The organism is Halothiobacillus neapolitanus c2 (assembly GCF_000024765.1).
GTDB lineage: Bacteria > Pseudomonadota > Gammaproteobacteria > Halothiobacillales > Halothiobacillaceae > Halothiobacillus > Halothiobacillus neapolitanus.
The window spans coordinates 2,254,786-2,278,894 of record NC_013422.1 but is presented as its reverse complement, the minus strand read 5'-3'; the positions used below and the strand labels follow the sequence as shown (position 1 = coordinate 2,278,894).

The following is a 24,109-nucleotide window of genomic DNA, read 5'->3' as shown; positions in this document are numbered from 1 at the left end:
TTTCTCATGACTCTTTTTCTTGGTTTATGAGTTTGTGGATTTTATGAGTTTGTGGGTATATCGCCTCGCACTGGGCCTCGCGTTGCCGTGGCTGCTTGTCGATGCCTTACGGCGGTACTTTCGCGCTCCCCAAACGCACCGGCTGCTCTGGGCGCAATTCGGGCGGATTCCCGATAACCTGCCAACAGGAAGTGTTTGGCTGCATGCGGTATCGCTGGGGGAGGTCCGGGCTGCGGCACCATTGATTCGCGCACTGCAATCGCGGTGGCCTAGCGTGCCTTTGGTGGTGAGCACCATGACGGAAACCGGTGCGCAAGCGGCGCGGGAATTGGGTGTGCGGCATTTCTATGCTCCGTTTGATTATGCCTTCGCGCAACGTGCCGTTATCAGGCGGTTGCGGCCTAAGTTGATTGTCGTAATGGAAACAGAATTGTGGCCCAATTGGGCGCAGGTGGCCGAGGCGCACGGCGTGCCGATGGCGGTGGTTAATGCGCGTTTGTCGGATCGTTCATTCCGGCGGTATCGCCGCTGGGGTGGTGCCTTGCTCAAGCAGACGCTGAACCGTATCGGCCTGATTTGCACCCAATCGCAAGATGATCAGGTGCGATTTCGCGCTCTGGCGCCCGCAGCGATGCACGAGCGCATTATCGATTGCGGCAATATAAAATTTGATGTGGCTCAGCCTGAGGTCAATCTATGGTCTGCCGGTGCCCGAACCGTATGGCTGGCGGCGAGTACCCACGATGGTGAAGAGTCAGTAGTCCTGGATGCACATCAACAGATTCTTGAGCAGCATCCCGATGCGTTGCTCGTTCTGGCGCCGAGGCACCCTGAGCGGGCACAAACAGTGCAGTCGTTGATATCCAGCCGAGGGTTGGTCATGCAGCGCTCGTCGATGGGGCTAACGGTCGATACAAAAACCCAGGTGCTGCTTGTCGACCAGACCGGATTGCTCATGCAATTTTTTGCCGCAATCGAAGTGATATTCATGGGTGGATCGCTTGTCATGACGGGCGGGCATAATCCCATCGAACCGGCCGTGTTCGGCCGTGCAGTACTTAGCGGGCCGAATGTGCATAATTTCCGGGCGGTATACCGATTGCTGCGAGAGCGAGATGCCGTGCGTATGGTGAAAGATGAAGCGGACGTGGTCGCCGCCCTAGAGGCTGCCCTGGAAGCTGTATGGGCGCAACCGGAAGCATGGCGACAAGCCGGAGTTCGTGCCCATGCTGTCGTGCAAGCCAATCGAGGGTCGACGGCGCGTGTCGTCGATGCCTTGGATCGTATTTATCGAGGAGTTGAGCGTGTTTGATCCGCCGATGAAAAAGTCAGTTACCGAATCAGCGCCGGTCATTAGCGCGCGGGGCCTTGTCAAACAGTTCGGGCAATTTCGTGCCGTGGATGGCATCGATTTCACGATTCCTTCGGGTCAGTGCTTCGGGTTCCTCGGTCCCAATGGCGCAGGCAAGACCACGACGCTGAAAATGCTGATGGGGTTGGCGGATTTCGACGAGGGATCTTTATCCGTTTTGGGGCAGGCGTTGCCCGATCACGCTCGGGCCATTCGAGCCCGTGTCGGGTTGGTGCCACAGGCGGATAACCTCGATCCGGATTTCACTGTGCGGCAGAATCTGTTCATGTACGCCCGCTTCTTTGGCCTCAAGCGCGCCGCAGTGGCGGATCGGGTCGAGGCGCTGCTGGCTTTTTCCGAGTTGACGGCAAAAGCCGATGCCAAGGTTGAAACCTTGAGCGGGGGCATGAAGCGACGGCTAACCATTGCCCGCGCGCTGATCAATGATCCGGATGTTGTCATTCTCGACGAGCCGACGACCGGACTTGATCCGCAGGTGCGCCACCTGATTTGGGCCCGTCTGTCTGAACTGCGCGCCCGTGGCGTCACGCTCGTGCTTACCACGCATTATATGGAAGAGGCCGAACGGCTCTGCGACCAGCTTGTCGTGATGGATCACGGACGAATTCTGGACCAAGGCTCACCCAAAGAGCTGATTGCGCGTCATGTGGAAAGCGATGTGATCGAATTGCGTGGTGCGGTCAGCGAGGGTTTGTTCACGACATTGCGATCCATGAGCGCGCACGCCGAACGTCAAGGCACTGCGGTGTATGTCTACACCCATGCACCGGCGCCGATTCTCGAATTTCTCGGTGATGATTCGGAACTGACCGTGATCCACCGACGTGCCGGGTTGGAGGATGTCTTTTTACGATTGACGGGGCGAGGTTTGCGAGAATGAGTCGATCCACAACAAATCGAATCCAAGCCAGTCGAAGTCAGGCCGGTCGAAGCCAAGCAAATCGAACCATCTGGGCGATGCCGCGGTTCCGTTGGGTGGCATTGGCGCTGTTGGAGCGCAATTTCCTGGTTTGGAAAAAATTGATCGGCCCGGCCATCGTGCTGAACTTCGGAGAGCCGCTGATTTACCTGTTGGGTCTGGGGTTGGGGCTCGGGCATCTGGTGGGTGAAGTCGGCGGTTTGCCGTATCTCGTCTTTCTCGCTTCAGGTGTTGTGGCCTCCTCGGCAATGACCACCGTCTCCTTTGAAGGAATGTACTCGGTATTCACGCGCATGGTGCCGCAAAAGACTTATGACGCCATGATGGCGACACCGATGGATATCGATGACATCGTTCTGGGCGAGAGCATCTGGGCGGCGTTAAAGGGCCTAATGAGCGCCATCGCTATTTTGATTGTTGCCGCCGTGCTCGGCGCGGTGCCCGGTGGCTGGATGGCTGCGTGGGCGTTGCCGGTCGTTTTTCTGATGGGGCTCGCCTTTGTGGGGCCAGCCATTATCATGAGCGCGATTGCAGGAAGTTATGATTTTTTCAATTACTACTTCGTTCTGGTGGTCACACCCATGTTCATGCTGTCGGGCGTGTTTTTCCCGCTGGACAGTATGCCCCCCGCCTTGCAGGTTGCGGTGCAGTTTCTGCCTTTGACCCATGCTATTGAAATTATTAGACCTTTGATTGTTGGTCAGCCTGTTGAGCATCTTGTGCTTCACCTGTCTGTGCTGCTGTTTTTCGCACTGATAGGCTATTTTTTCGCCGTGGCCATGGTCCGCCGCCGCCTGTGGGTATGATCGCTTCTTTGAACTGTTTCTGATTTTATGCCCGAAAAATAGAGCAACCTTATGACATGTGTTGTTTTTTTAATAAAATTGAATGAATTTGTTTTTAACTGATTGATTTAATTTGTTTTGTTTTTTTTAAAATCCTGTAGTTTTTGTTAAATCATAGGCGTATCATCTATATGCTTCTTTAATTATTTCTCAGTCAGGGTTTTTAGATGAAATCAAGCATGTTCAAATGGGTTGCCGGTGCGTGTGTCGCAACAGTGGTGGCTTTTTCTGGCGTCGTTATGGCGGCCGAGCCTGTTGCTCCAGCACCGATGGATCACGCGGCAGCCAAACCCGCCAAAGCAAAGCACGTTGTTAAAAAACATGCCGTTAAAAAGCATGCTGTAAAAAAACACGCTGTTAAGAAGAATGTTAAAGCACATCACGTAGTGGCAAAAAAACATCATGTGGCTTCAATGAAGAAAGTATCATCAGCGAAGAAATAATCGCTCAATCTGTGCAACCGACGGGTTTGCCCAGAAAAGACGTAAAACCCGGCATGGCCGGGTTTTTTTATGGTGTGGTAAAAACACAGCGTCAAGCCCAGATATCGGTATTTGAACGCCCGCTGCTGCGCCGCATAGACAGCTTGCATCGAAAAATGGCAGGAAAGCCCTTTTGGGAAGCTCGAAAAACTCGTCATTCCCGCGTAGGCGGGAATCCAGCGCCTTGATTTTTCTGGGTTCCCGCTTTCGCGGGAACGACGAATCACGGGTATTTCGAGGTGCCCTTTTGAATATCCTGTTAATCCCGTGCCGAGGGGTTGAGCAGGTGCAGCCCGCAGTCGACCGGTAGGGTGATGCCGGTGACGGCGGAGCAATCCAAAAGGTAATCCATACTTTGGGCGATGACTTCGGCTCCTGGTTCGAACGGCAACAGGTTCTTGGCAAGCCGGTTAGCACGTTTTTCGGCGGAATCCTGTTCATGAAACAGGATTAAACCCGGCGCAATGGCGTTGGCTCGGGTGTGTGGGGCAAGGCTGATCGCCAGTGAACGCATGGCGCTTTGTGCTGCGGCTTTGGAGGCGAGGTAATGCAGATGGCCATCGCTGCCCGCTGATACCTTGGTGTCGGTGAGAAACACCACCGTTCGTGTGGCGCGTCCGTCCTTAATCGGTGCGGGCAAACGATGCTGGAGCGCCAGGGTCAGCTGAACGGGTGTGGTGACATGCAATTGGTAGAGCTGCGAGATCAGTGGCGGCTGTCGGGTGCAGTCTGCATCACAATCTGCATCACTGGGCCAGATTGATGCATTATGCACAATCGCATCGAGCCGATCGGTGTAGGCGGCGATGTCGTCAATCAACCCGGCTAGGGCGGCCGTATCGGTCAAGTCGATCTGAACAGCGTGCAGGCCCTGTTCGCGTAGCTTAGCCAACTCGTCTGTTTCTTGCCGATACGTGCCGATAACCCGATCGCCACGCGCCAGATAGTGGGCGGCCAGATGCGCCCCAATGCGGCGACTGACGCCAGTAATAAGAAGCGTTCGGCGAGCGTTCATGCGTTGTCTTCTAACCCCTGCCGATCAATTGCAAAAACTCGTTACGCGCCCGCGCATCGCTGCGGAAGGTGCCCAGCATCATCGAAGTGATTGTTTCGGCATTCACCTTCTCCACCCCGCGCATCGCCATGCACATATGCGCGGCACGCACCTGAACGGCCACACCACGGGCATCGGTGGATTCACGCACGGCATCGGCGATCTGTTGGGTCATGTTTTCCTGAATCTGCAAGCGACGGGCATATAAATCAACGATGCGCGCCAGTTTCGACAGGCCGATCACCTTACCCTGCGGAATATAGCCAATATCCACGTGACCGATGATCGGCAGCATATGGTGCTCGCATAAGCTGTAGAACTCGATGTTGCGAACCACGACCATCTCATCGTTATCCGAGGCGAACAACGCATTGCCAATCGCACTTTCCAGCGGCTTGTTCAGACCGTGTGTCAGATAAAGCAATGCCTTGGCGACGCGTTTGGGCGTGTCTTGCAGGCCTTCACGGTTCGGGTCTTCACCCAGCGCATCAAGAATCTGGTGCACCGCGGCTTCGATGGTGGCGATACGCGTCTGGCTCTGGTCGAGGGGCTCGGGAAAGTCGTCTTCGTGCAGGGGGCTCATGAGTTAAGTCATTCCAAAATGAGACAAGGGGGAAAGTCCTCTAGCTGAATTTAGCAGACGCACGCGCATGTCGTCTGCAAACAAACGTGTCGTTTCAGGCAATCGGCAGGCGAATTTCGAAGCGCCATTCATGTTCCGGCATTCGCCACGGGGCTTCGGCAAACCATTCGAGAGCGGGGCGCAAGTCCAGTTGCCAACCGCTGCTGGGTAGCCATTGACAAACCAGCCGTTGGTAACGATCAGGAACCAGCTCATGGTAGTGCCCCTGTCCGGCCAGTGCGGCATAAGCACCACCGGCAATAGTCTGATGCGTCAAATCGGACGAGGTCGGAATCTGTTCCAGCAAAGCGGGGTTTTGTGGCAGGAAACCGCAGTCATAGCGAATTTCGCCCTTGGGGGTCACATCGGGATCATCCCAGGTGACTCCGACGAATACGCCCTGTTTTGTGTCCAGCCCGGTTTGTGTCACCCACGCGCCAAAGACGCGCCAATAATGCGGCACCTGATCGTAACTTCCCACAAAACGCTGACTGATGATCTTAAGGGGCGGCAGCACCCCGTGCGTCACCGGCATGCGCAAGGGTTGGGTTGGCAGATCGCCGTGCTGCATCCTGAATTGACGCCTGAAGCAGGTCGGGTTGACCCCCCACTCACGCCGGAATGCCCGGCAAAAACTTTGCTGACTTTCATAACCAACCGTTTGGGCGATCGATAAAACGGATTGATCGGTGCGACCAAGCAAAATGGCGGCTTCATTCAAACGCAGGCGTCGCTGCCAGCTGCGGGGGCTTTGCCCCAACCATTTCAGAAACAGCCGATTCAGCGTGTAGACACTCACACCGTGTTCGGCACAAAAAGTCTTGAGCGCCACCGGGTCAGACTGACGTGCTTCAAGCAGCCGACATACCTGGAGTTGATCGAGATAGTTACGCTGAAAACGGGGGTTATGTGAGGGCATCGCAATTTCGGCTAAAAGTTGGTTCCGCTATTTAAGTACATTTTCGGCATGAAAGCCTCTGAATTGACCCGGAGGCATCTTGAGATCCCGAATTTCAGTACATGCTTGCGCAGAGGAACTGCACATGAACCGTATTTATCGTCTTGTTCGTCATCGTACCACCGGCAAGATCCGGGTGGTTTCTGAATTGGCCCGTGGGGCAGGGAAATCAGGCCGATCCCGTGTGGATAATCCTGCCTCATCCCACGTCTCGACGCGCGTCACTACAAGCGTCTTCCAGGGCATGCTGCTTTTGGGAGCGTTGCTGCTCAGTGTGAATGCGCTGGCGGCCACGGGCACGGCGGGCGGCGATGGCGGCTCACCGCAGGATGCCAGTCTGCTGGGCGCGCAGGGTACGGGCAGTAACAGCCCCACCAATGATGGTGGCTATGGCGGTTGCGCCACCTGCGGCCAGACCAATGGCACGGCCGGTTCGGGCGGCAGTGGTAGTGGCGGCGGCGCTGGGACGACGACACCCACCGCGGGCGGTTCAGGCAATACGGGCGGTGGTTCGGGTGGTGGTGGGTTATATGGTGGCGCAGGCGGCGGCGGGGGTAGCCTCGAGACGCAAGGTGTGGGCGGTGGCGGTGGCGGTGGGATCGCTGGTTCGAGCTATTCCGGCGGCGGCGGTGGTGGTGGCGGTGGCGTCGGCACATCCTGGACTGCAGGTGGTAGCGCGACGACGATCAGCGGAAGCTACACCGGTGGCAAGGGTGGAAATGGTGGATCGGGCGGTGGAGGTACGCTGTTTGTCGGTCATGGCTATTCCGGCGGTGGCGGCGGTGGCGGTGCGGGCTTTTATGTCGACTCCGGCAATAATGCCACCTTCAGCGGGACGCTTACCGGCGGGGCGGGCGGTAATGCTTATTTCAACCCGAACGACAATAGCTATGGCGGCGGTGGTGGTGGCGGGGCTGGCTTGGTGATTGGCGATACCAATACCACAGTGCTGGCCGCTGGCGGCGCGGTTAACGGCGGAACGGGCGGTGGCGGCAATAAAGCGGGCAACGGCGGCGCGGGCATCGTGCTCGGCACCGGTAATACCTTGACTATCGACCAGAATGCCAGTGTCTCGGGCGGTACCGGCGGCACGGGGGCGTTCGCCGGGCAGGGTGGCGTGGGCATTATCGCCACCGGCAGCAGTTTGATTGATGTCAAAGGCTCCGTTTCTGGTGGTTTGTCCGGTTCGGGCTCGGGAGCAAGCGGCGACCCGGCCGATGCCATTGATCTCAGCGGCGGTGGCAATACAGTGCAACTGGATACCACGGCGCAGGTTACCGGCAAGATCGTCAGTAGCAGCGGTACGACCAACGGCGGCGACACTTTGTTGCTGACCGGTGGCGGCGGCACGATCGGTGCCGATCAGCTCGTGGGTTTTGGCACCTATGCAGCCAATAGCGGTTCGTGGACGCTCACCGGCACCGGCGATGCCAGCCAGAACTGGGCCCTGTCCGGTGGCGCGACGGGCTTGATCGGCACCACCCAAAGCCTGGTCGGTAATATCGATATGGGCAGCGGCAGTTATGTGTCGTTCCTGAATAATCCCAGCGGCACCTATGGCGGCGTGCTGAGCGGTGCGGGTGATGTGTCGATCAATGGCGGCAGCGTGGCCTTTGCGGGTCAGAACACCTATTCCGGCGCTACCGTGTTGAGCAATGGGGCGACGCTGGCGCTCACCGGCAATGGCGTGCTGGGAAACAATACCTATGTGAGCATGGGCGGTGGCTCGGTGCTGGATTTATCGGCCTCGAATCTGGCGCAGAACAGCGATACGCAAAATCTGGACGATCTGGCGGGCGATGCAGGCAGTGTGGTGCATCTGGGCAGTGGCCGCATCAACATCACCGGCGCAGGCGGACAGGTATTCAATGGCATGATCGACGGTACGGGCGCGGCCTTGTTTACGGTGTCGGGCGGTCAATGGGGCTTGGGCGGCACGGTGACGACCGGTTTGCCGTTTGTCATTCAGGGCGGCGCTCAGGTGAATATTTATGGGGATGGCACCATCACCAACGGCGTAATCGTGAATGGCATGCTCTCTTTGGGAAACACAAACCAAGGCTTCACGACCCGTTTTTTACAGGGCAGCGGCATGGTGGCGCTGAGTGACAAAAGCCTGACGCTGACCGATGGCGGCGACTCGACTTTTTACGGGCAGGTCACCGGCGGCGCGGGCAGTACGCTGCATTTAACCGGCGGCACGCAGATCTTCACTCGCGATGTGGGCTTTCAATTTTTCAGCGGTAAAACGCTGATCGACCCCGGTGCCAATCTGCTGCTGAATCTGGCGGCGACCATGCCCAAATCCGATGTCACGGTCAATGGTACGCTGACGGTGGCAGGTCCTGGCCCATCGACCGCGGAGGTACGCACGCTCAACGGCGATGGAGTGGTTAACATCACCGGATCACGCGCCTTGCAGATCGACGATCAGGGCGGCGTGTTCTCCGGCGCGATCACCAATGCGACCAATACCACTGGCAACCTCGTGATTGCGTCCAGCGCGGCGCAGACGTTATCGGGGGTGAATACCTATAACGGCACCACCACGTTAAGAGGCGCTTCCACGCTCACGCTGTCGGGCGCCGGTTCGATTGCCGATTCTGCCAATGTCATCATCAATACCCTGAGTTTGCTGGATCTTTCCGGCACCACGGCTGGTACCACGATTCAGCAAGTGCAAGGTTCTGGCAATATCCAGTTGGGCGATCAGACGCTGACGCTCAGCAACCCCAATGCCAATGACATGTCTTTCGATGGGCAGATTCTGGGCGCGTTCGGTGGGCTGCATCTGCAAAACGGCAAATTGACCCTGTCGCTGCCGGGAACCTACCACGGCGATACTGTAATCGACCCGACGGCGACGCTGGCCTTGAGTGGTCAGGGTTCATTGGCTAACAGTACGGTCGTCGTCAATGGCACGCTGGATGGCACGGCCACCAATCTGGTTAATCCATCGAACAATAATTATGTGGTGGTCGGCGGGCTATCGGGGGATGGCGTAGTCAACCTCACGCAACCGAACTCGCTGCAAATCAACAACGCCCAAGACAGTGTGTTTTCCGGGCAGTTGAATTTTGGCTCCGGCACGCCGGGGATGTTGGGTTTTCTGGTGATGCAAGGCGGCACGCAAACCTTCGATAGTGCCATTTCATTGCCAATCGCTGCGCTCATCCAGCAAAACGCCACGCTCAAGTTCGGTAGCAATGGTTCATTGAGTTTGCCAGCGCAAGGTGGCCTGTATAACGATGGCACTCTGGATTTCAGCGCCAGTTCTGCCACGCAAACCACCGGCACCATCGGTGGTCTGGGGGCGATGATTCTGGGCAGCGGTGGCCTGTCGCTCACGGGTGATAACAGCGAATACACCGGGGTGATTAGCGGCAGTGGCGGTATTAACCTGACCACCGGTACCTTGGTGTTTGACGGGGCCAATACCTATTCGGGTAACACCGTGGTTGCCACGGGCGCATCGCTGCTGCTGAACAATCAAGGCAGTCTTGCCAATTCTCAGGTGAAAAATGACGGCGTGGTTGATTTAAGTGCGGCCACGATCAATCCGACCGTGGCGGGAATCAGTGGCAGCGGTGCGCTCAAGCTGGGCAGTAACACGCTGCATCTGGCGAATGCACAAGGCGTATTTGATGGTGCCCTGAGTGGTAGCGGCACGCTGAGCATGGATGGCGGTTCGTGGATATACAACACCACTGCGGCACAGGCCAGCGGATTCACGGGGGCAACGAACATCACTGGCGGCCAGATGATGGTCGGTGATGAACAACACAGTAGTGCCTTTCTCCCGGGTGATGTGGCGGTTCAATCCGGCGCCACCCTGCGCGGTCACGGCACGATTGGCGGCAATGTGCAGAACGATGGCACGGTGTTTCCGGGCGGTTCGGTTGGCATTCTTACCGTTAATGGTAATTACACCCAAGGTGCCAACGGTGTGATGACGGCACAAGTGCTGCCCAGCACGAATCCTGTGGCGGGCGTCGATTACGATCAATTGCATGTGCTCGGCCAGGCCACGCTTGACGGGGCACTGGATGTCGTTGTCGATTCTGGTCAATATACCGTCGGCACGCAATACGACCTTATTAAAGCCGATGGCGGTGTATCCGGGCAATTTGCGCAGGTGGCCTACAATCCGGCATTCGCCGCGTACATCACGCCCACCGTGCAATATTCGGCCAACACAGCCAGCTTGAGACTTCTGCCAACGGCAGCTCCGACTCCGACTCCGACTCCGACTCAGGCACCAACCCCGGGCCTTGCGTACACCACGGCAAATGCAGCGGTCGCACAGCCTTGGATTACGCAGCACAGCCTGTTGTCCGTCGGCGATACCCTTGCTGACGCACCAACTCATGGTCGCCATGTCTGGTTGCGGGCGCTCAAAGGCCAGGGTGGAGCGAATGCCGCCTCTGTCGATCAAAACGGAGTTGTGCTGGGTGCCTCGAAGGCGGTTTCAGATGACTGGTCTGCCGGTGTTGCCTTCGCCCAGACCCGAACGCAAACTCAAACCAGCTATCAATCAGTACAAGGGGGTGGTTTGGGGCTGTATGCCTTGAGTGAGTTCAATCAAGGCCCTTGGCGAATCGATGCCTCCGTCGGTGGGGGGCGACTCACACAGGACAGTACCCGCCACCTCGATCCGACGGGGCTGGTGGCCTCGGGCGACACCCACGGCTGGTATGGTTCGGCCGCTGTCACAGCAAAATACCGCCACCAAATAAACCAAAAAGGGTTTATCGAGCCCTATGCTGGTGCGGCTTATCTCTACAGCCATATTCAGGCATTTGAGGAAAGTGGAGCGGGTTTGCTGAACTTGTCGTACGCATCACGCGGAAGCAGTCTTGGGCGATTCAGCACCGGGGTAAAGGCAGGCGTGGATTTTGGCAATGCGGGCGGAATGCAGATTCGCCCCTGGGTTCTTGCCGGCGTTAACGCCTACGCCGGTGACACCCAGTCTACCCAGAATTTGTCGCTCGGCGTGCTCGATCAAACCTTGACCGCCCGGAGCGCTTCCCACACGGCACTAGCAACCGGTGCAGGGGTAACCTTCGAGAGTCCGCGGCATCAGTGGCGCACCACATTGGCCTACGAGGGTGAACATAGCCATGACAGCCACTTTAACAGTGTGCAACTGAAGGTTTCGTATCGCTGGTAAGTGCGCTTGCGATTTCGCATGTCGTTGGGAGAAGCGGCTATTTAACGATCTTGGAACAGGGTATGTGCAACGTAAATAGGATGACTTGAGCGCGTTAGGATGACTGTCTTCGCTGCGGCTTTTGCCTGATGGATGGCAAGCGGGATAAACTGAGCGGCTACTGAAATCATCCTTACCCAAATCCTTTTACGTTGGACATTGAATTGAAAGCCCAAATCGAACTTCGTCTGTTGAACGCCGTGCGCCTCATGCAAGAACAAGGCGTGATGGACGCGGCCATCAATGTGACACCCGCACTCACGGTGCCCAAAGACCCCAGCCATGGCGATTTTGCCACCAACATTGCCTTGCAGATTGCTAAACCCATGGGCGTGCCGCCGCGTGTTGCCGCGCAGTGTCTGCTCGAGGCGTTAACGGATCGCGAGGGGATCAAGCAGATTGAGATTGCAGGCCCTGGCTTTCTTAACTTTTTCGTCGATCCGGCGGCGGCGTTTGCTTTGATTGACACCATCCTTGCAGCGGGGGGCACGTTCGGTCATTCGCGGTTTGGTGAAGGCAAAAAGGTTCAGGTCGAATTCGTTTCCGCCAACCCGACCGGCCCGTTGCATGTCGGGCATGGCCGTGGTGCGGCTTATGGTGCCGTGGTGGCGGATTTGCTGGCGGCTGTTGGTTTCGACGTGTACCGGGAATACTATGTGAATGATGCTGGGCGGCAGATGCATATTCTGGCCGTCAGCATCTGGTTGCGTTATCTGGAAGCTTGTGGCGCCAAACTAACTTTCCCCGCGAACGGCTATAAATCCGAAGCGTACATTTTCGACATCGCCAAAGCGCTCAAGACCGAGCATGGCGACACAATGTTCGTGTCGACGGAGGATGTATTTACCAACCTGCCGCCGGATGAGCCGCAGGGTGGGGACAAGGATGTATACATCGACACCTTGATCGAGCGGGCAAAAACCCTGTTGGGCGAAACGCGTTACCGCACGGTATTCGATGCGGGCCTGAACTCGATTCTGGCCGATATTCGCGACGATCTGCGGGAATTCGGCGTGGAGTATGAGCAATGGTATTCCGAGCAGACGCTGGAAGATCGCGGCTTGATCGACCGCGCGATTGCCAAGCTGGAAGAGCGCGGCCAAATCTACGAAAAAGAAGGCGCGCTGTGGTTCAAATCGACCGAGTTTGGCGACGATAAAGACCGTGTGGTGCGGCGTGATAACGGCCAAAGCACCTATTTCGCCTCCGATATCGCTTATCACATGGAGAAATTCGAGCGCGGCTTTGATCGCGTGATCGATATTTGGGGCGCGGATCACCACGGTTATGTGCCCCGTGTGAAGGCGGCGCTGACCGCGTTGGGGTTTGATGAGTCCCGGCTCGACGTTTCCCTCGTGCAGTTTGCGATCCTGTATCGCGGTGGTGAGCGCGTGCAGATGTCGACCCGTTCCGGCAGCTTTGTGACCCTGCGCGAACTGCGCCAGGAAGTCGGCAACGAGGCGGCCCGGTTCTTCTATGTCATGCGCGCGGCGGCGCAGCATCTGGATTTCGATCTTGATCTCGCGAAAAGCCAGTCCAATGACAACCCGCTGTATTACATCCAGTATGCCCACGCGCGGGTATGCAGCGTATTCCGTCAGTTGCCGCTGCGCGGATTTACCCACGATGCCGAAAACGGCCGCAGCGCCTACGCACGATTGACCGAATCGCATGAGCAGGCGCTGTTCAAACGCCTCTCGCAGTTCGGTGATACCGTGCAACGTGCCGCCGTCAATCTTGAGCCACACCTGATCGTCCATTATCTGCGTGAACTCGCGCAGGATTTTCATGCCTATTACAATGCGCACGCATTTCTCGTGGCCGATGATGCGCCGTTGCGTGACGCGCGTCTGAACTTGATTGCCGCCACGCGGCAGGTTTTGGCCAATGGTCTGGCGTTGCTCGGCATGAGCGCACCGGAAGAAATGTAAGCCGTAAATTTAAATCAGGTAACTTCACACATGGCTCAAAGCAAACGCACGCCGACCAATCGTCGCCGCAGCAATCCGCCCGCTGGTTCCGCGGGAAAATGGATTGTTGTGCTGCTGCTGGTCGTTGTTGTGCTGCTCGGTTACGTCGCCTCGCATCTGTGGAAGAAAGACACACATCTGGGTTCAGGCTCGGGGCAGCAGGATGCCCGTTCGGTCAAAAAGCCGGATGAAAAGCCACCGGTCAAGCCGGATTTCGAGTTTTACACCCTGTTGCCTCAGCAGAACAACGGTCCGGTCGTTGCGACCCCGGATAAGGAGCTTGTGCCGGACAAAGCGACATCGGAAAGCAAGACAGCTGGAACCCCGGCAAACAAGGAGCCGGAGCGAAACTACTGGATACAAGCCGGTTCTTTTGCCACCGAGGCCGAGGCTGACCGTCGCAAGGCTGAAATCGCCATGCAGGGCTTTGTTTCGGAAGTTCGTCCCGCCAGCGTGAACGGCAAAACCTATTACCGAATTCAGATCGGCCCAATCAAACAGGAGCAACTCGCCACGTTGCGCAAGCGTCTGTCTGATGCCCATATTGATACGCTGCCACCGAAAGTGGCGCCTTGATTCCTGATTTTTCGGGATTTTTGCCCGACAGGATCGCTGTGGCTTAATTTTTGCGGTCGATTCGGGTACATTGCACAACAGTTTTACTTTAATTTATGGGGAAACCGCATGTCTGATTTCATCATTGCACCGAGTATCTTGTCTGCCAATTTCGCCGCACTGGGGGACGAGGTCGATAAGGTTATCGCTTCCGGCGCCGACTGGGTGCATTTCGACGTTATGGACAACCACTACGTGCCCAACCTGACCATCGGCCCGCTGGTGTGTGAAGCCCTGCGCAAACATGGCGTGACCGCGCCGATTGACGTGCATTTGATGGTCAAGCCGGTCGATCGCATCATCCCCGACTTCGCCAAAGCGGGCGCGACCTACATCACCTTCCATCCCGAAGCCTCCGAGCACGTGGACCGCAGTCTGCAACTCATTCGCGATCACGGCTGCAAATCCGGCTTGGTGTTCAATCCGGCCACACCGCTGGACGTGCTCGAATACGCCATCGAAAAAGTAGACATGATTCTGCTGATGTCGGTCAACCCCGGTTTCGGCGGTCAAAAATTCATTCCTTACGTGCTCGACAAGGCGCGTGCCGCACGCAAAATCATCGATGCCTCCGGTCGCACCGACATCCGTCTTGAAATCGACGGCGGCGTGAGCCCAGCCAATATCCGTGAAATTGCCGAAGCGGGTGTGGATACCTTTGTGTCCGGTTCGGCGCTGTTTGGCAAGGCCAATTCAAGTGACGCGAACCGTTACGACACCATTCTGTCCGAGTTCCGCGCAGAACTCGCCAAGGTTAAAAAGTAATGCCGCAATTCGCGCCCAACTTGGTGCTGTTCGATCTGGACGGCACCTTGGTGGACTCGGTGCCTGATCTTCACGAAGCGGTCAATCGAATGCTGGCTGAGCTCGGTCGTCCGACACGCACCATTGAACAGGTGCGTGATTGGATCGGTAATGGCATCAAGCCGTTAGTGAGCCGAGCCTTGACCGGTCAAATGGATGGCAAAGTCGATGAGGCGCTGCTTGATGAGGCCGTCGCTGCGTTTGATCGTGCTTATCAGGCCACCAATGGCAAACTCACTCGAATTTTCCCCGGCGTCATCGATGGGCTCAAATTCGTGCGCACACTCGATATTCCCGTGGGTTTGATGACCAACACGCCCCGCGCCTACACCGAGCCGCTCTTGGCAGAAACCGGCCTGTTGCGTTTTTTTGATCATGTGCATTGCGGCGATGATTTGCCGGTGCAAAAACCCGATGCGGGGCCGTTACTTTATGTGGCGGGCTGGTTTCGGGTTGAACCGACGGGTGCTCTGATGGTGGGCGATTCCGTCTCCGATCTGAATGCCGCGCGTGCCGCCGGATTTAATATCGTCTGTACGAGCTATGGCTACAATCACGGACGCGATATTCGCGATTATGATCCCGATGCGATGATCGACTCGCTTGATGAGTTGTCATCTTTGTTGGTCGCCGGCTCCGCTCATTAAGTTTTTACAGTATCCGAGTTTTATCATGATATTAACGCCCAAAATGGTGTTGTTCGATCTGGATGGTACGCTGATCGATTCTGTGCCGGATCTGCTGGTTGCCGTCAACCAGATGCAAGATGAAATCGGCTTGCCCCATCGTGCAGAAGCCGATGTTCGGAACTGGGTAGGTAATGGTATTGAGCGCCTGGTCGAACGCGCGCTCACCGACGATCTGCATGGTACGCCCGATGCGGCACTATTCGACAAGGCCATGCCGATTTTCAGACGGTTTTATGCCGAGTCCAACGGCAAGCATTCCTGCGTATTTCCTGGCGTGAAGGAAGGCATTGCCTATGTCCAATCACTGGGGTTGTCCGTCGGTTGTGTTACCAACAAGGCCGCCGCATTCACCTTGCCGTTACTCAAGGACATGGGGCTGTTTGATTCATTCGAAACCGTCATTGCCGGTGACACCTTGCCCCTGAAAAAGCCCGACCCCGCCCCGCTAATTTACGCTGCGGGCTGGTTCAAGGTGCACCCACGCGATGCGTTGATGATCGGCGATTCAATCTCCGATGTGAAAGCAGCGCGTGCGGCCGGTTTTTCCATTATCTGCATGAGCTATGGCTACAACCACGGCGAAGACATCCGCAATTATCACCCCGATGCGGTGATCGATTCGATGACCGAATTCCCCAAATTGATCGGTACGGCATCATGATGCGAGCGGCACGACAACCGACAACAGGGCGATGGCGGGGCTGAGTTATTCATCTCCCCTCTATCTGTAGTGCTGTAACGCGCTAAAATGTAAGGAAATTGTCATGTCGTTTGCTCCAACATCTGCTCAATTGAAGGCACTTGCCGCCGAAGGCTATAACCGCGTCCCGCTCACCCGCGCCATATCCGGCGATTACGACACGCCGTTGTCGGTCTATCGCAAATTGGCCGACGCGCCCAACAGTTATTTGTTCGAATCGGTTATGGGTGGCGAACGCTGGGGGCGTTATTCGATCATCGGTCTCGCGGCCCGTACGGTGCTGCGTGTTTATGGTCACAAGATCGAAGTGCGCCGCGACAATGAACTGATTGAAACCACCGAAGCGGATGATCCACTTGCCTGGGTCGAGTCGTTCAAGGGCCGTTTCCGTGTGTTCGAGCCCGAAGGTATGCCGCGTTTTCATGGCGGGCTGGTGGGTTATTTCGGCTTCGAAACCATTCGCTATATCGAGCCACGGCTGGCAGCCAGCCCGCCCAAGCCCGACCCGTTGGGCACGCCCGATATTTTGCTCATGGTGTCCGAACAGGTCGTGGTGGTCGATAACTTGTCCAGCCAGCTTCTGCTGGTGACACTGGTTGATCCGGCCCAAGCCGATGCCCTTGAAGCGGGCGCGCATCATCTGGATGCCCTGACCGAGCGCCTGCGCAGCGAGCAGGTGCATTACGCGCCACTGGCCCAGCCTAGGCATATCGACGAAAACGACTTTACAGCCAGTTTCACCCGCGAAGGTTATGAATCGGCCGTGCTGAAAATCCGAGAATACATCGCGGCAGGCGACGTGATGCAGGTGGTGCCCAGCCAACGGATGACCATTGGCTACGATGCGCCACCGATCGACCTGTATCGCGCCCTGCGCAGCCTGAACCCCTCGCCTTACATGTATTACATCGATTGCGGCGATCATCAGGTCATCGGCTCAAGCCCCGAGATTCTCGCCCGTCTCGAAGACAACGAAATCACCGTGCGCCCGATTGCAGGCACACGCCCGCGCGGCAAAACCCATGCGGAAGATCTCGCGCTCGAACAGGAACTGCTGAGTGACCCCAAAGAAATCGCCGAGCACGTCATGCTCATTGATCTGGGGCGCAGCGATACCGGTCGTGTCGCTGAAATAGGTTCCGTTAAACTCGAAGAACGCATGATCATCGAACGTTATTCGCATGTGATGCACATCGTCTCGCAAGTGACCGGTCAGCTTAAAGCAGGTCTCAATGCCATCGACGTACTCCGCGCCACCTTCCCGGCAGGCACAGTAAGCGGCGCGCCGAAGATCCGCGCACTGGAAATCATCGATGAACTCGAACCCGTCAAGCGCGGCGTCTATGCCGGTGCCGTCGGTTACTGGGCATGGAACGGCAACATGGACACCGCCATCGCCATCCGCACCGGCGTCCTCAAAGATGGTGAACTCCATATCCAAGCCGGTGGCGGCATCGTCGCCGACTCCATTCCTGCCAACGAGTGGGAAGAAACCCTTAACAAACGCCGAGCCCTGTTCCGCGCCGCCGCGGTCGCGCAGGCGGGGGTGGATGGCGCAGTAAGGCGCGGTTGATCAGCTACGGGTAGATCGAAGGACCTCTTGAGGTTCCCATGCATGGCTTAAACCACGGATACGTGGAATAAACCTACATTCATTTCTGAAAAGCCCTACAGTGAGTTGCATTGCATATTGGTTATATTGGCAACGATTTGACAGATATGCCCACTATGCTTGGCGGCTGATGAAGTGGGGACTGTATGCAGTGATCCCCCAGGAAGGTCTGTACAAATGCGAACTTTCCCGTGCAGGGCATGTACTGCCCCGGGTGTGTTTGAACATGAGCCCCAAGCCAGATTCGCGTAAAGCAGGGGTATGGTCACGAAATCAGGGATGGATTGGTGCGGATATTCCTTTGGCAAGGAGGCTGGTCTTGTGTGGAGAATTGATCGGCAACGGCTCTTTGGCCTGTTCTTTTTATCGATGCTCATGCTGGGCAGTCCGTGCGTTGATGCGCAATCCCATGATATTGCGTTCGATTGCCAGCACAACCACTGCGGCCTGCTGGCGAAGGAAAGCACGCCGGATATTGTAATTGGGGTGGTTGAATCAGTGGCTTCGCCTAAGCAGATGATGTCTGTTTTCCATTGGGCGCGGGCCAATGGTTATTGGCAGAAGGTGCCTGCCAATGCGCAGGATTATCTCGATTTCATGCAACTGGTGTCGATCACGGTGCCTTCCTCGACGGGGCGCCGTTCAGTCACCGTATCGCTGACCCGTGAGGAATATAATTCCGGCCCGTTCAAGCCAGGCGCACTGGTGCGCTATGCTCCGCACGCCCTGTTCGGTAACTCAGCTGCCTACCGTAATTCCATCACTCATCAAGATCCGGTCAAAGAATCGTACTGGTGGGTTCTTGGTTGCGTGGCCCAGCTTTGTGCCCCGCAAGACGACCAGTGCATTGCCCGCTACCGGCAAGGCCGCTTCAACTGGCACACCGGTGCCCAATTGCAATTGGAAGCGGGAAAGACCATGCCCCATGGCGGGGTAATCGACCCGAATACATTGCTGCCGAGGCCCCGGAAATAAGAAGTGCCGCTAAAACTTTTTTGAATGAATGATCAGGGCGGTTGACTAACCGCCGACCCAATACATGGAATTGTTGAGAGGTATCGTCACATGAATGGATTCAATCGCCGTTTCCTGGCTGCTTGTACCGCTGCATTGATTGCAATGGGTTGGAGTGGATTGAGTCACGCAACTCATGTTTCTGCACTCACCGCACCTATTGCGTGGACAAAAGGGCAGCAGGTGTTACCGACACGAGATTTCGGTGTGTTTCAAACGCCGCTGGTGCCATTCGGCGCGTCGAGCGCAGCAGAAACCCATGACCTGCGGGTTGCTATCGCAAGTTACCGGGCCGCGGCTGATGCTGCAAATACGAAGGCTCTCGACCATTTCCTGCATCAATATCCAAATTCAGTCTGGCGCATCGCTTTATTGACCAATGAAGGCTTGGCTTATGAGCAGGCGGGCCTGTTCTCGCAGGCGATAACCCGGCTGGATGCGGCATGGCAATTAAGAGCAGGGGCGAAAACCGAACCACAACGGGCATTGATTGAGCAAAACTATGGCGCTTTGCTCCACTTGCATACGGTGTTCGGTCATGAGAAAGCTGTCCAGGTGTTGCTGCAAGAAGGGAAAGGGCTCGTTCTTTCCGGCGCGGCGCAGGCGAACAAAACACAAGCTGAGGAGGGCCTGTGGCGGATGCAGCATGAGCCTGGCAAGGCTCGGCTTTGTGGTCTTGTCGCTCTGGATCAGTTGTTGGCGATTGAGGGTCATGATCAATCCGTTGGACGATTCAAGCGGGTACGCGCCGGTGAGGCAGGGCTTAGTCTGGCGCGACTGGATACGCTGGCGAATCAGGCGGGTCTGCCCAGCCGCGTGGTATACCGTCATGGCGAAGAACCGATTCCGGTTCCCGCCATAGCGCACTGGAAAGTGGGGCATTACGCCACCATCGTCGGCGAAGCTGGTGGGCGTTATCACATCAAGGATGCCGCTCAGGGGCGCGATTACTGGATGACGCCCGAAGCAGTTCGGGCCGAATCCAGCGGCTACTTTCTGATTCCGACCAAGGCATCGGCGCAACCGCAGGCTAATCAGCCGATTCTGGCGCAAACCATGGGCAGTCCATGGCGTCGCGTTGCGCTGAGTGAAGCTGGCCGCATCTTTGGTGCGGGTATTACGCCGGGCAACAACCCGGACGACACCTCCAACGATGACCCTGATGTGGCTGGTTGTGGGGCTTGCGGCTCATCCGGCATGGCGCAATACAGCGTCAAGGCGATGTTGGTGAGTTTGAGCTTGCATGATACGCCGGTGGGTTATGCACCGCCCAAAGGTCCGGCTGTACCGTTCACCATTGTTTATAGCCAACGCGAAGCGAATCAACCGGCCAATTTTACCTTTGGCAACCTGGGGCAGAAATGGATCAGTAACTGGTTTGCCTACGTGCAAGACGATCCGACCTCACCAGGCAACAGCGTGACCATTGCCTTGCGCGGCGGCGGTACCCGACACTATGCGGGCTTCAACGCCACGACAGGTGCTTTTTCACCTGAAGAACGCACGGCGGCGCAACTGGTGAAAGTATCGGATTCGCCCGTCACCTATGAGCGCCGGATGCCCGATGGCAGCAAGGAAGTGTATGGTGCGTCGGACAACAGTACCTATTTCCCTCGGCGAATCTTCTTGACCCAGGTCGTCGATCCAGCCGGCAATGCCGTGACTCTGGATTATGACAGCCAAATGCGGTTAACCACACTCACCGATGCGCTGGGCCAGAAGACCACCCTGACCTACAGCAATGCCCAGTATCCCCTGCAAGTGACAGAAATTACCGATCCTTTTGGTCGCGCGGCCAGCATTGCCTACGACAGCAGTGGACGGTTGATCGACATCACCGATGTGTTGGGTATGCACTCGCAGTTCACCTACGACGGCGGCACCTTCATCACCGCCATGACCACCCCCTATGGAACCACGCAATTTGCCTCAGGCGATAGCGGTACAACGCGTTGGCTGGAAATTACCGATCCCCAAGGGCGCAAAGAGCGGGTGGAATTCCGGCACAACGCACCGGGCATCCCGTTCAGCGACTCGCCCGTGCCCCAGGGCATCAACACATTCAACGCGTACATCAACTCCCGGGATACCTTCTTCTGGGATAAAACTGCCATGGAGCACGCCCCGGGGGACTATACCCAAGCACATATCTACCATTGGTTGCATAATGCTGCCCAACCGTACTACGGCTTGACTGCCGGCGTATTGGAAAGTGTCAAATCTCCGTTGGAACACCGAATCTGGTTCAGCTATCCAAATCAATCACCCGGAGTGACGGGAGGTTTCGACAAACCCTCAGCCATTGCCCGTGTCCTGGCCGATGGCAGCACCCAACTGACGCGCATCAGCTATAACCCCAAGGGTAATGTCACTCAAACGGTCGATCCGCTTGGCCGCACCGTGAATCTTATCTATGCGACCAATGGCGTTGATGTGGTCGAGGTTACGCGTAACACGTTAGCGGGTGCTGACATTCTGGCGCGTCTCACCTACAACGCACAGCACGAACCCTTGACCTACACCGACGCCGCAGGGCAAACCACTACCTACGCCTACAACGGAGCCGGTCAACGAACCTCCATGACCGACCCTCTGGGGCAAGTGACGACATATGTCTACGATGCCAACGGATACCTGCAAAAGGTTGTCAACGCCGATGGCAAAACCCGAAATAGCTATACGTACGACGGTTTTGGCCGCGTAGCGAGCAGCACCGACTCGGAGGGCCACACACTGCGTTATAGCTACGATGCGCTCAACCGTTTGACCACCGTTACCTATCCCGACGGCACGAGTCGAACCGTCACCTGGGGCAAGCTCGATCCGGTCGCCACGACCGATCGGGAAGGCCGCACGACGACCTACGCCTACGACAGCGTGCGTGACCTGATCAGCAAAACCGACCCAATGAATCAAGTGACACAGTATGGTTATTACGCCAATGGCAAACTGGAAAGCCTGACTGATCCAAACGGCAATACCAGCACCTGGGCCCGCGACATCGAAGGGCGGGTAACCGGCAAAACCTATCCCGATGGCAGCCAGACCGGCTACACCTACGACATCACCGGTCGCGTGATTGAACGCAGTGATGCCCTGGGGCAAAACACGGCCTACAGCTACGCACTGGATGACCGACTCATCGGCATCAGCTACTCCAATGCCCTGCAACCCACCGCCGCTGTTCAACTCGGCTACGACGCCAGCTATCCGCGCCTGACTACCCGAACCGACGGGCAGGGTACAACCACCTATGGTTATTATCCGGCTGGCGTCCTGGGTGCCGGGCAATTGGCGAGCGAACAGGGGCAAAACAGCCACGATAGCCTGCAATACACCTACAACGCCCTGGGTTTGCTGGCGAGCCAGACGGTAGATGGTGCAACCGAGCGCTACCAATACGACGCCTTGTCACGACAGACGGGCGACAGCAATGCGCTCGGTGATTTCACCACAGCCTATCTTGGTGAAACCAGCCAGCCTGTGAGCCAGACCATCAGCCGCAATGGTCAACCCGTGCCCTATCAAATTCAGTATCAGTATGAGAACAACCAGAGCGATCGCCGCCTGAAAGCGATACTGAACGACATCATTAACCAGGGGCGTCTGCAACCGGTGGCCGGTTTCACCTTTACCACCAGCCCTGAAAATCTCATTCTGAGCCGGGCAGAAAACCAGAATGAGGATACTGACGCGCACCACAAGCACGACTTCGGTCGCCACTGGGGGCTGCCGGACTGGATGTTCGGGTGGGCAGACCGGCACGATACCGACTGCCGGGATCACGGCCATGGCTTCGGTTTTGGTCACGACCGGCACGGCTGCACATCCGATCAGGGAGGTCAGCAGGCACTCCAGTATCAGTACGACGACGCCCTGCGGCTGATCGCCGCCGAAGACGGTAGCCCAAGAGATAATCGCGGCCACAAAGGCGGCAAGAGCGGCAGCAGGAACGGTAACACGGGCAGCAATGCTGAAAGCTACCAATACGATGCAGCCAGCAACCTGACCGACATTACCATCGGCAAAACCAGCATCGCCCTGACCATCAATGCGCTGAACCAGATTGTCACCGCAGGCAGTACCGCCTATCGCTACGATGCCAATGGCAACCTGCTTGACGATGGCATAAACACCTACACCTGGGATGCCGCCGACCGGCTGGTAACCATCACCAACCAGCAAACCGGCCACACCAGCCAGTTTGCCTACGATGGGCTATCCCGCCGGATCAGTGTTACCGAGACCGACAGCGGCGGTACGCCGGAGACTACCCACTATCTGTGGTGCGGTACCCGCATCTGCGAAGCGCGGGACAGCAGCGACACCGTACTGGCCCGCTACTACGCCCAGGGTGAACGGCATGGCAGCACGATTGCCTACTATGCGCAGGATCAGGTCGGCAGCGTGGTCGCCACGGTTGATCCACAGGGGCAGATCACCTCAAGGCTGAAATACGACAGCTACGGCAATATCATCCAGAGCAGCGGCACCTTGCCGGACTACCGGTATGCCGAGCTGTACGCCCATCCGCAATCGAGCCTGTATCTGGCAACCTATCGGGCGTATGATCCGAAGATTGGACGCTGGCTGTCGCGGGATCCGATTCGGGAAACTGGGGGTATAAATTTATATGCTTATGTAACCAGCAATCCGGTTATCAACATTGACCCTAAAGGCCTAGATATCTGGATTGAGGGCCCGTCCGGTCCTGAGCCAAGTTTTCATCAAAGCGTGAATGTAGGAAATATGAACGGATACTATGACTCCTACAGCTTTGGTATGGACGGTCAGGGCATAGAGGGTAAGGTCTACCGCGACCATGATCCTGGGGGGCAGATAGAAAACTACAAGAGAACAACATCGGAACAGGATAGGATTTTCAAGTCAGAAATGGACAAGAAATTAGGGAACACCGGAATCTATGGTTGGGACGATATTTGTCGCAGCTGGAGTCAAAGGCAATTTAAAAATGCACCTGGAATCCCAAGCCAGTCTCCAGTCAGAAAAGTTTCGCCACACTGGAATGTGAGTCCATCTTCATCTAGGTCGACAACAGGGCCTAGTAGTTCAAGTGGCACCTGGACTTCAAAATGATCAAGCCAATTATTTTATTAATAGCAGCCGCACTTGCGGCAGCAATATCCTTTGTTGCCTCACTTGTCAGCTCACCAAATTACATACCTATATTTGCGATCATTATCGCATCAGGTGTGATGGCTCTGTGTTGTTATGCTTATTCAT

16 protein-coding genes are annotated in these 24,109 nt (G+C 56.6%); 13 read left to right on the top strand and 3 right to left on the bottom strand.

The window, feature by feature from the left end:
* Nucleotides 1–43 precede the first annotated feature (43 nt).
* From HNEAP_RS10560 to HNEAP_RS10545, 4 genes are all read left to right on the top strand, one after another.
* Nucleotides 44–1,312 carry a 3-deoxy-D-manno-octulosonic acid transferase gene (locus HNEAP_RS10560; protein WP_012824971.1) on the top strand — a complete coding sequence of 423 codons (1,269 nt, stop codon included), beginning with the start codon at nt 44–46 and terminating at the stop codon, nt 1,310–1,312.
* Nucleotides 1,272–2,252 (top strand): ATP-binding cassette domain-containing protein, encoded by a 981-nt coding sequence (locus HNEAP_RS10555; RefSeq protein ID WP_244856366.1) that lies wholly within the window; start codon nt 1,272–1,274, stop codon nt 2,250–2,252. Before HNEAP_RS10560 ends, HNEAP_RS10555 begins: the two co-directional genes overlap by 41 nt.
* A 77-nt stretch (nt 2,253–2,329) precedes the next feature.
* Entirely contained in the window at nt 2,330–3,097 is a 768-nt protein-coding gene (locus HNEAP_RS10550; RefSeq protein WP_041600437.1) for an ABC transporter permease, read from the top strand.
* Nucleotides 3,098–3,303: 206 nt separating this feature from the next.
* Complete coding sequence (locus HNEAP_RS10545; RefSeq protein WP_012824968.1) at nt 3,304–3,579, top strand: hypothetical protein; 276 nt, start codon at nt 3,304–3,306, stop codon at nt 3,577–3,579.
* A gap of 298 nt (nt 3,580–3,877) precedes the next feature.
* Here HNEAP_RS10545 and HNEAP_RS10540 read toward each other — a convergent pair whose 3' ends face one another.
* From HNEAP_RS10540 to HNEAP_RS10530, 3 genes are all read right to left on the bottom strand, one after another.
* Nucleotides 3,878–4,633 carry an SDR family oxidoreductase gene (locus HNEAP_RS10540; protein ID WP_012824967.1) on the bottom strand — a complete coding sequence of 252 codons (756 nt, stop codon included), beginning with the start codon at nt 4,631–4,633 and terminating at the stop codon, nt 3,878–3,880.
* A gap of 10 nt (nt 4,634–4,643) precedes the next feature.
* Nucleotides 4,644–5,255, bottom strand: a complete 612-nt coding sequence (gene folE / locus HNEAP_RS10535; protein ID WP_012824966.1) for a GTP cyclohydrolase I FolE — start codon at nt 5,253–5,255, stop codon at nt 4,644–4,646.
* Nucleotides 5,256–5,349: 94 nt separating this feature from the next.
* Nucleotides 5,350–6,213 carry an AraC family transcriptional regulator gene (locus HNEAP_RS10530; protein WP_012824965.1) on the bottom strand — a complete coding sequence of 288 codons (864 nt, stop codon included), beginning with the start codon at nt 6,211–6,213 and terminating at the stop codon, nt 5,350–5,352.
* 124 nt (nt 6,214–6,337) lie between these two features.
* On the opposite strand from HNEAP_RS10530, the gene HNEAP_RS12370 reads away from it, so the two are divergent.
* From HNEAP_RS12370 to HNEAP_RS10485, 9 genes are all read left to right on the top strand, one after another.
* Complete coding sequence (locus tag HNEAP_RS12370; RefSeq protein ID WP_012824964.1) at nt 6,338–11,422, top strand: beta strand repeat-containing protein; 5,085 nt, start codon at nt 6,338–6,340, stop codon at nt 11,420–11,422.
* Between the two features lie 203 nt (nt 11,423–11,625).
* A complete protein-coding gene (gene argS, locus HNEAP_RS10520) occupies nt 11,626–13,392 on the top strand; it encodes an arginine--tRNA ligase (protein ID WP_012824963.1) in 1,767 nt (588 codons plus the stop codon).
* Between the two features lie 30 nt (nt 13,393–13,422).
* Nucleotides 13,423–14,007, top strand: a complete 585-nt coding sequence (locus HNEAP_RS12365; RefSeq protein ID WP_012824962.1) for an SPOR domain-containing protein — start codon at nt 13,423–13,425, stop codon at nt 14,005–14,007.
* Nucleotides 14,008–14,115: 108 nt separating this feature from the next.
* A complete protein-coding gene (gene rpe / locus HNEAP_RS10510) occupies nt 14,116–14,811 on the top strand; it encodes a ribulose-phosphate 3-epimerase (RefSeq protein WP_012824961.1) in 696 nt (231 codons plus the stop codon).
* Nucleotides 14,811–15,497: a phosphoglycolate phosphatase gene (locus HNEAP_RS10505; protein WP_012824960.1), complete on the top strand. Its 687-nt coding sequence runs from the start codon at nt 14,811–14,813 to the stop codon at nt 15,495–15,497. Before rpe ends, HNEAP_RS10505 begins: the two co-directional genes overlap by 1 nt.
* A 22-nt stretch (nt 15,498–15,519) precedes the next feature.
* Nucleotides 15,520–16,200, top strand: a complete 681-nt coding sequence (locus HNEAP_RS10500; protein WP_041601053.1) for a phosphoglycolate phosphatase — start codon at nt 15,520–15,522, stop codon at nt 16,198–16,200.
* 103 nt (nt 16,201–16,303) lie between these two features.
* A complete protein-coding gene (gene trpE / locus HNEAP_RS10495) occupies nt 16,304–17,812 on the top strand; it encodes an anthranilate synthase component I (protein WP_012824958.1) in 1,509 nt (502 codons plus the stop codon).
* 360 nt (nt 17,813–18,172) lie between these two features.
* On the top strand, nt 18,173–18,826 hold the full coding sequence (locus tag HNEAP_RS10490) for a hypothetical protein (protein ID WP_012824957.1): 654 nt from the start codon (nt 18,173–18,175) through the stop codon (nt 18,824–18,826).
* Between the two features lie 90 nt (nt 18,827–18,916).
* Complete coding sequence (locus tag HNEAP_RS10485; protein ID WP_012824956.1) at nt 18,917–23,962, top strand: RHS repeat-associated core domain-containing protein; 5,046 nt, start codon at nt 18,917–18,919, stop codon at nt 23,960–23,962.
* The last annotated feature ends 147 nt before the right edge of the window (nt 23,963–24,109 follow it).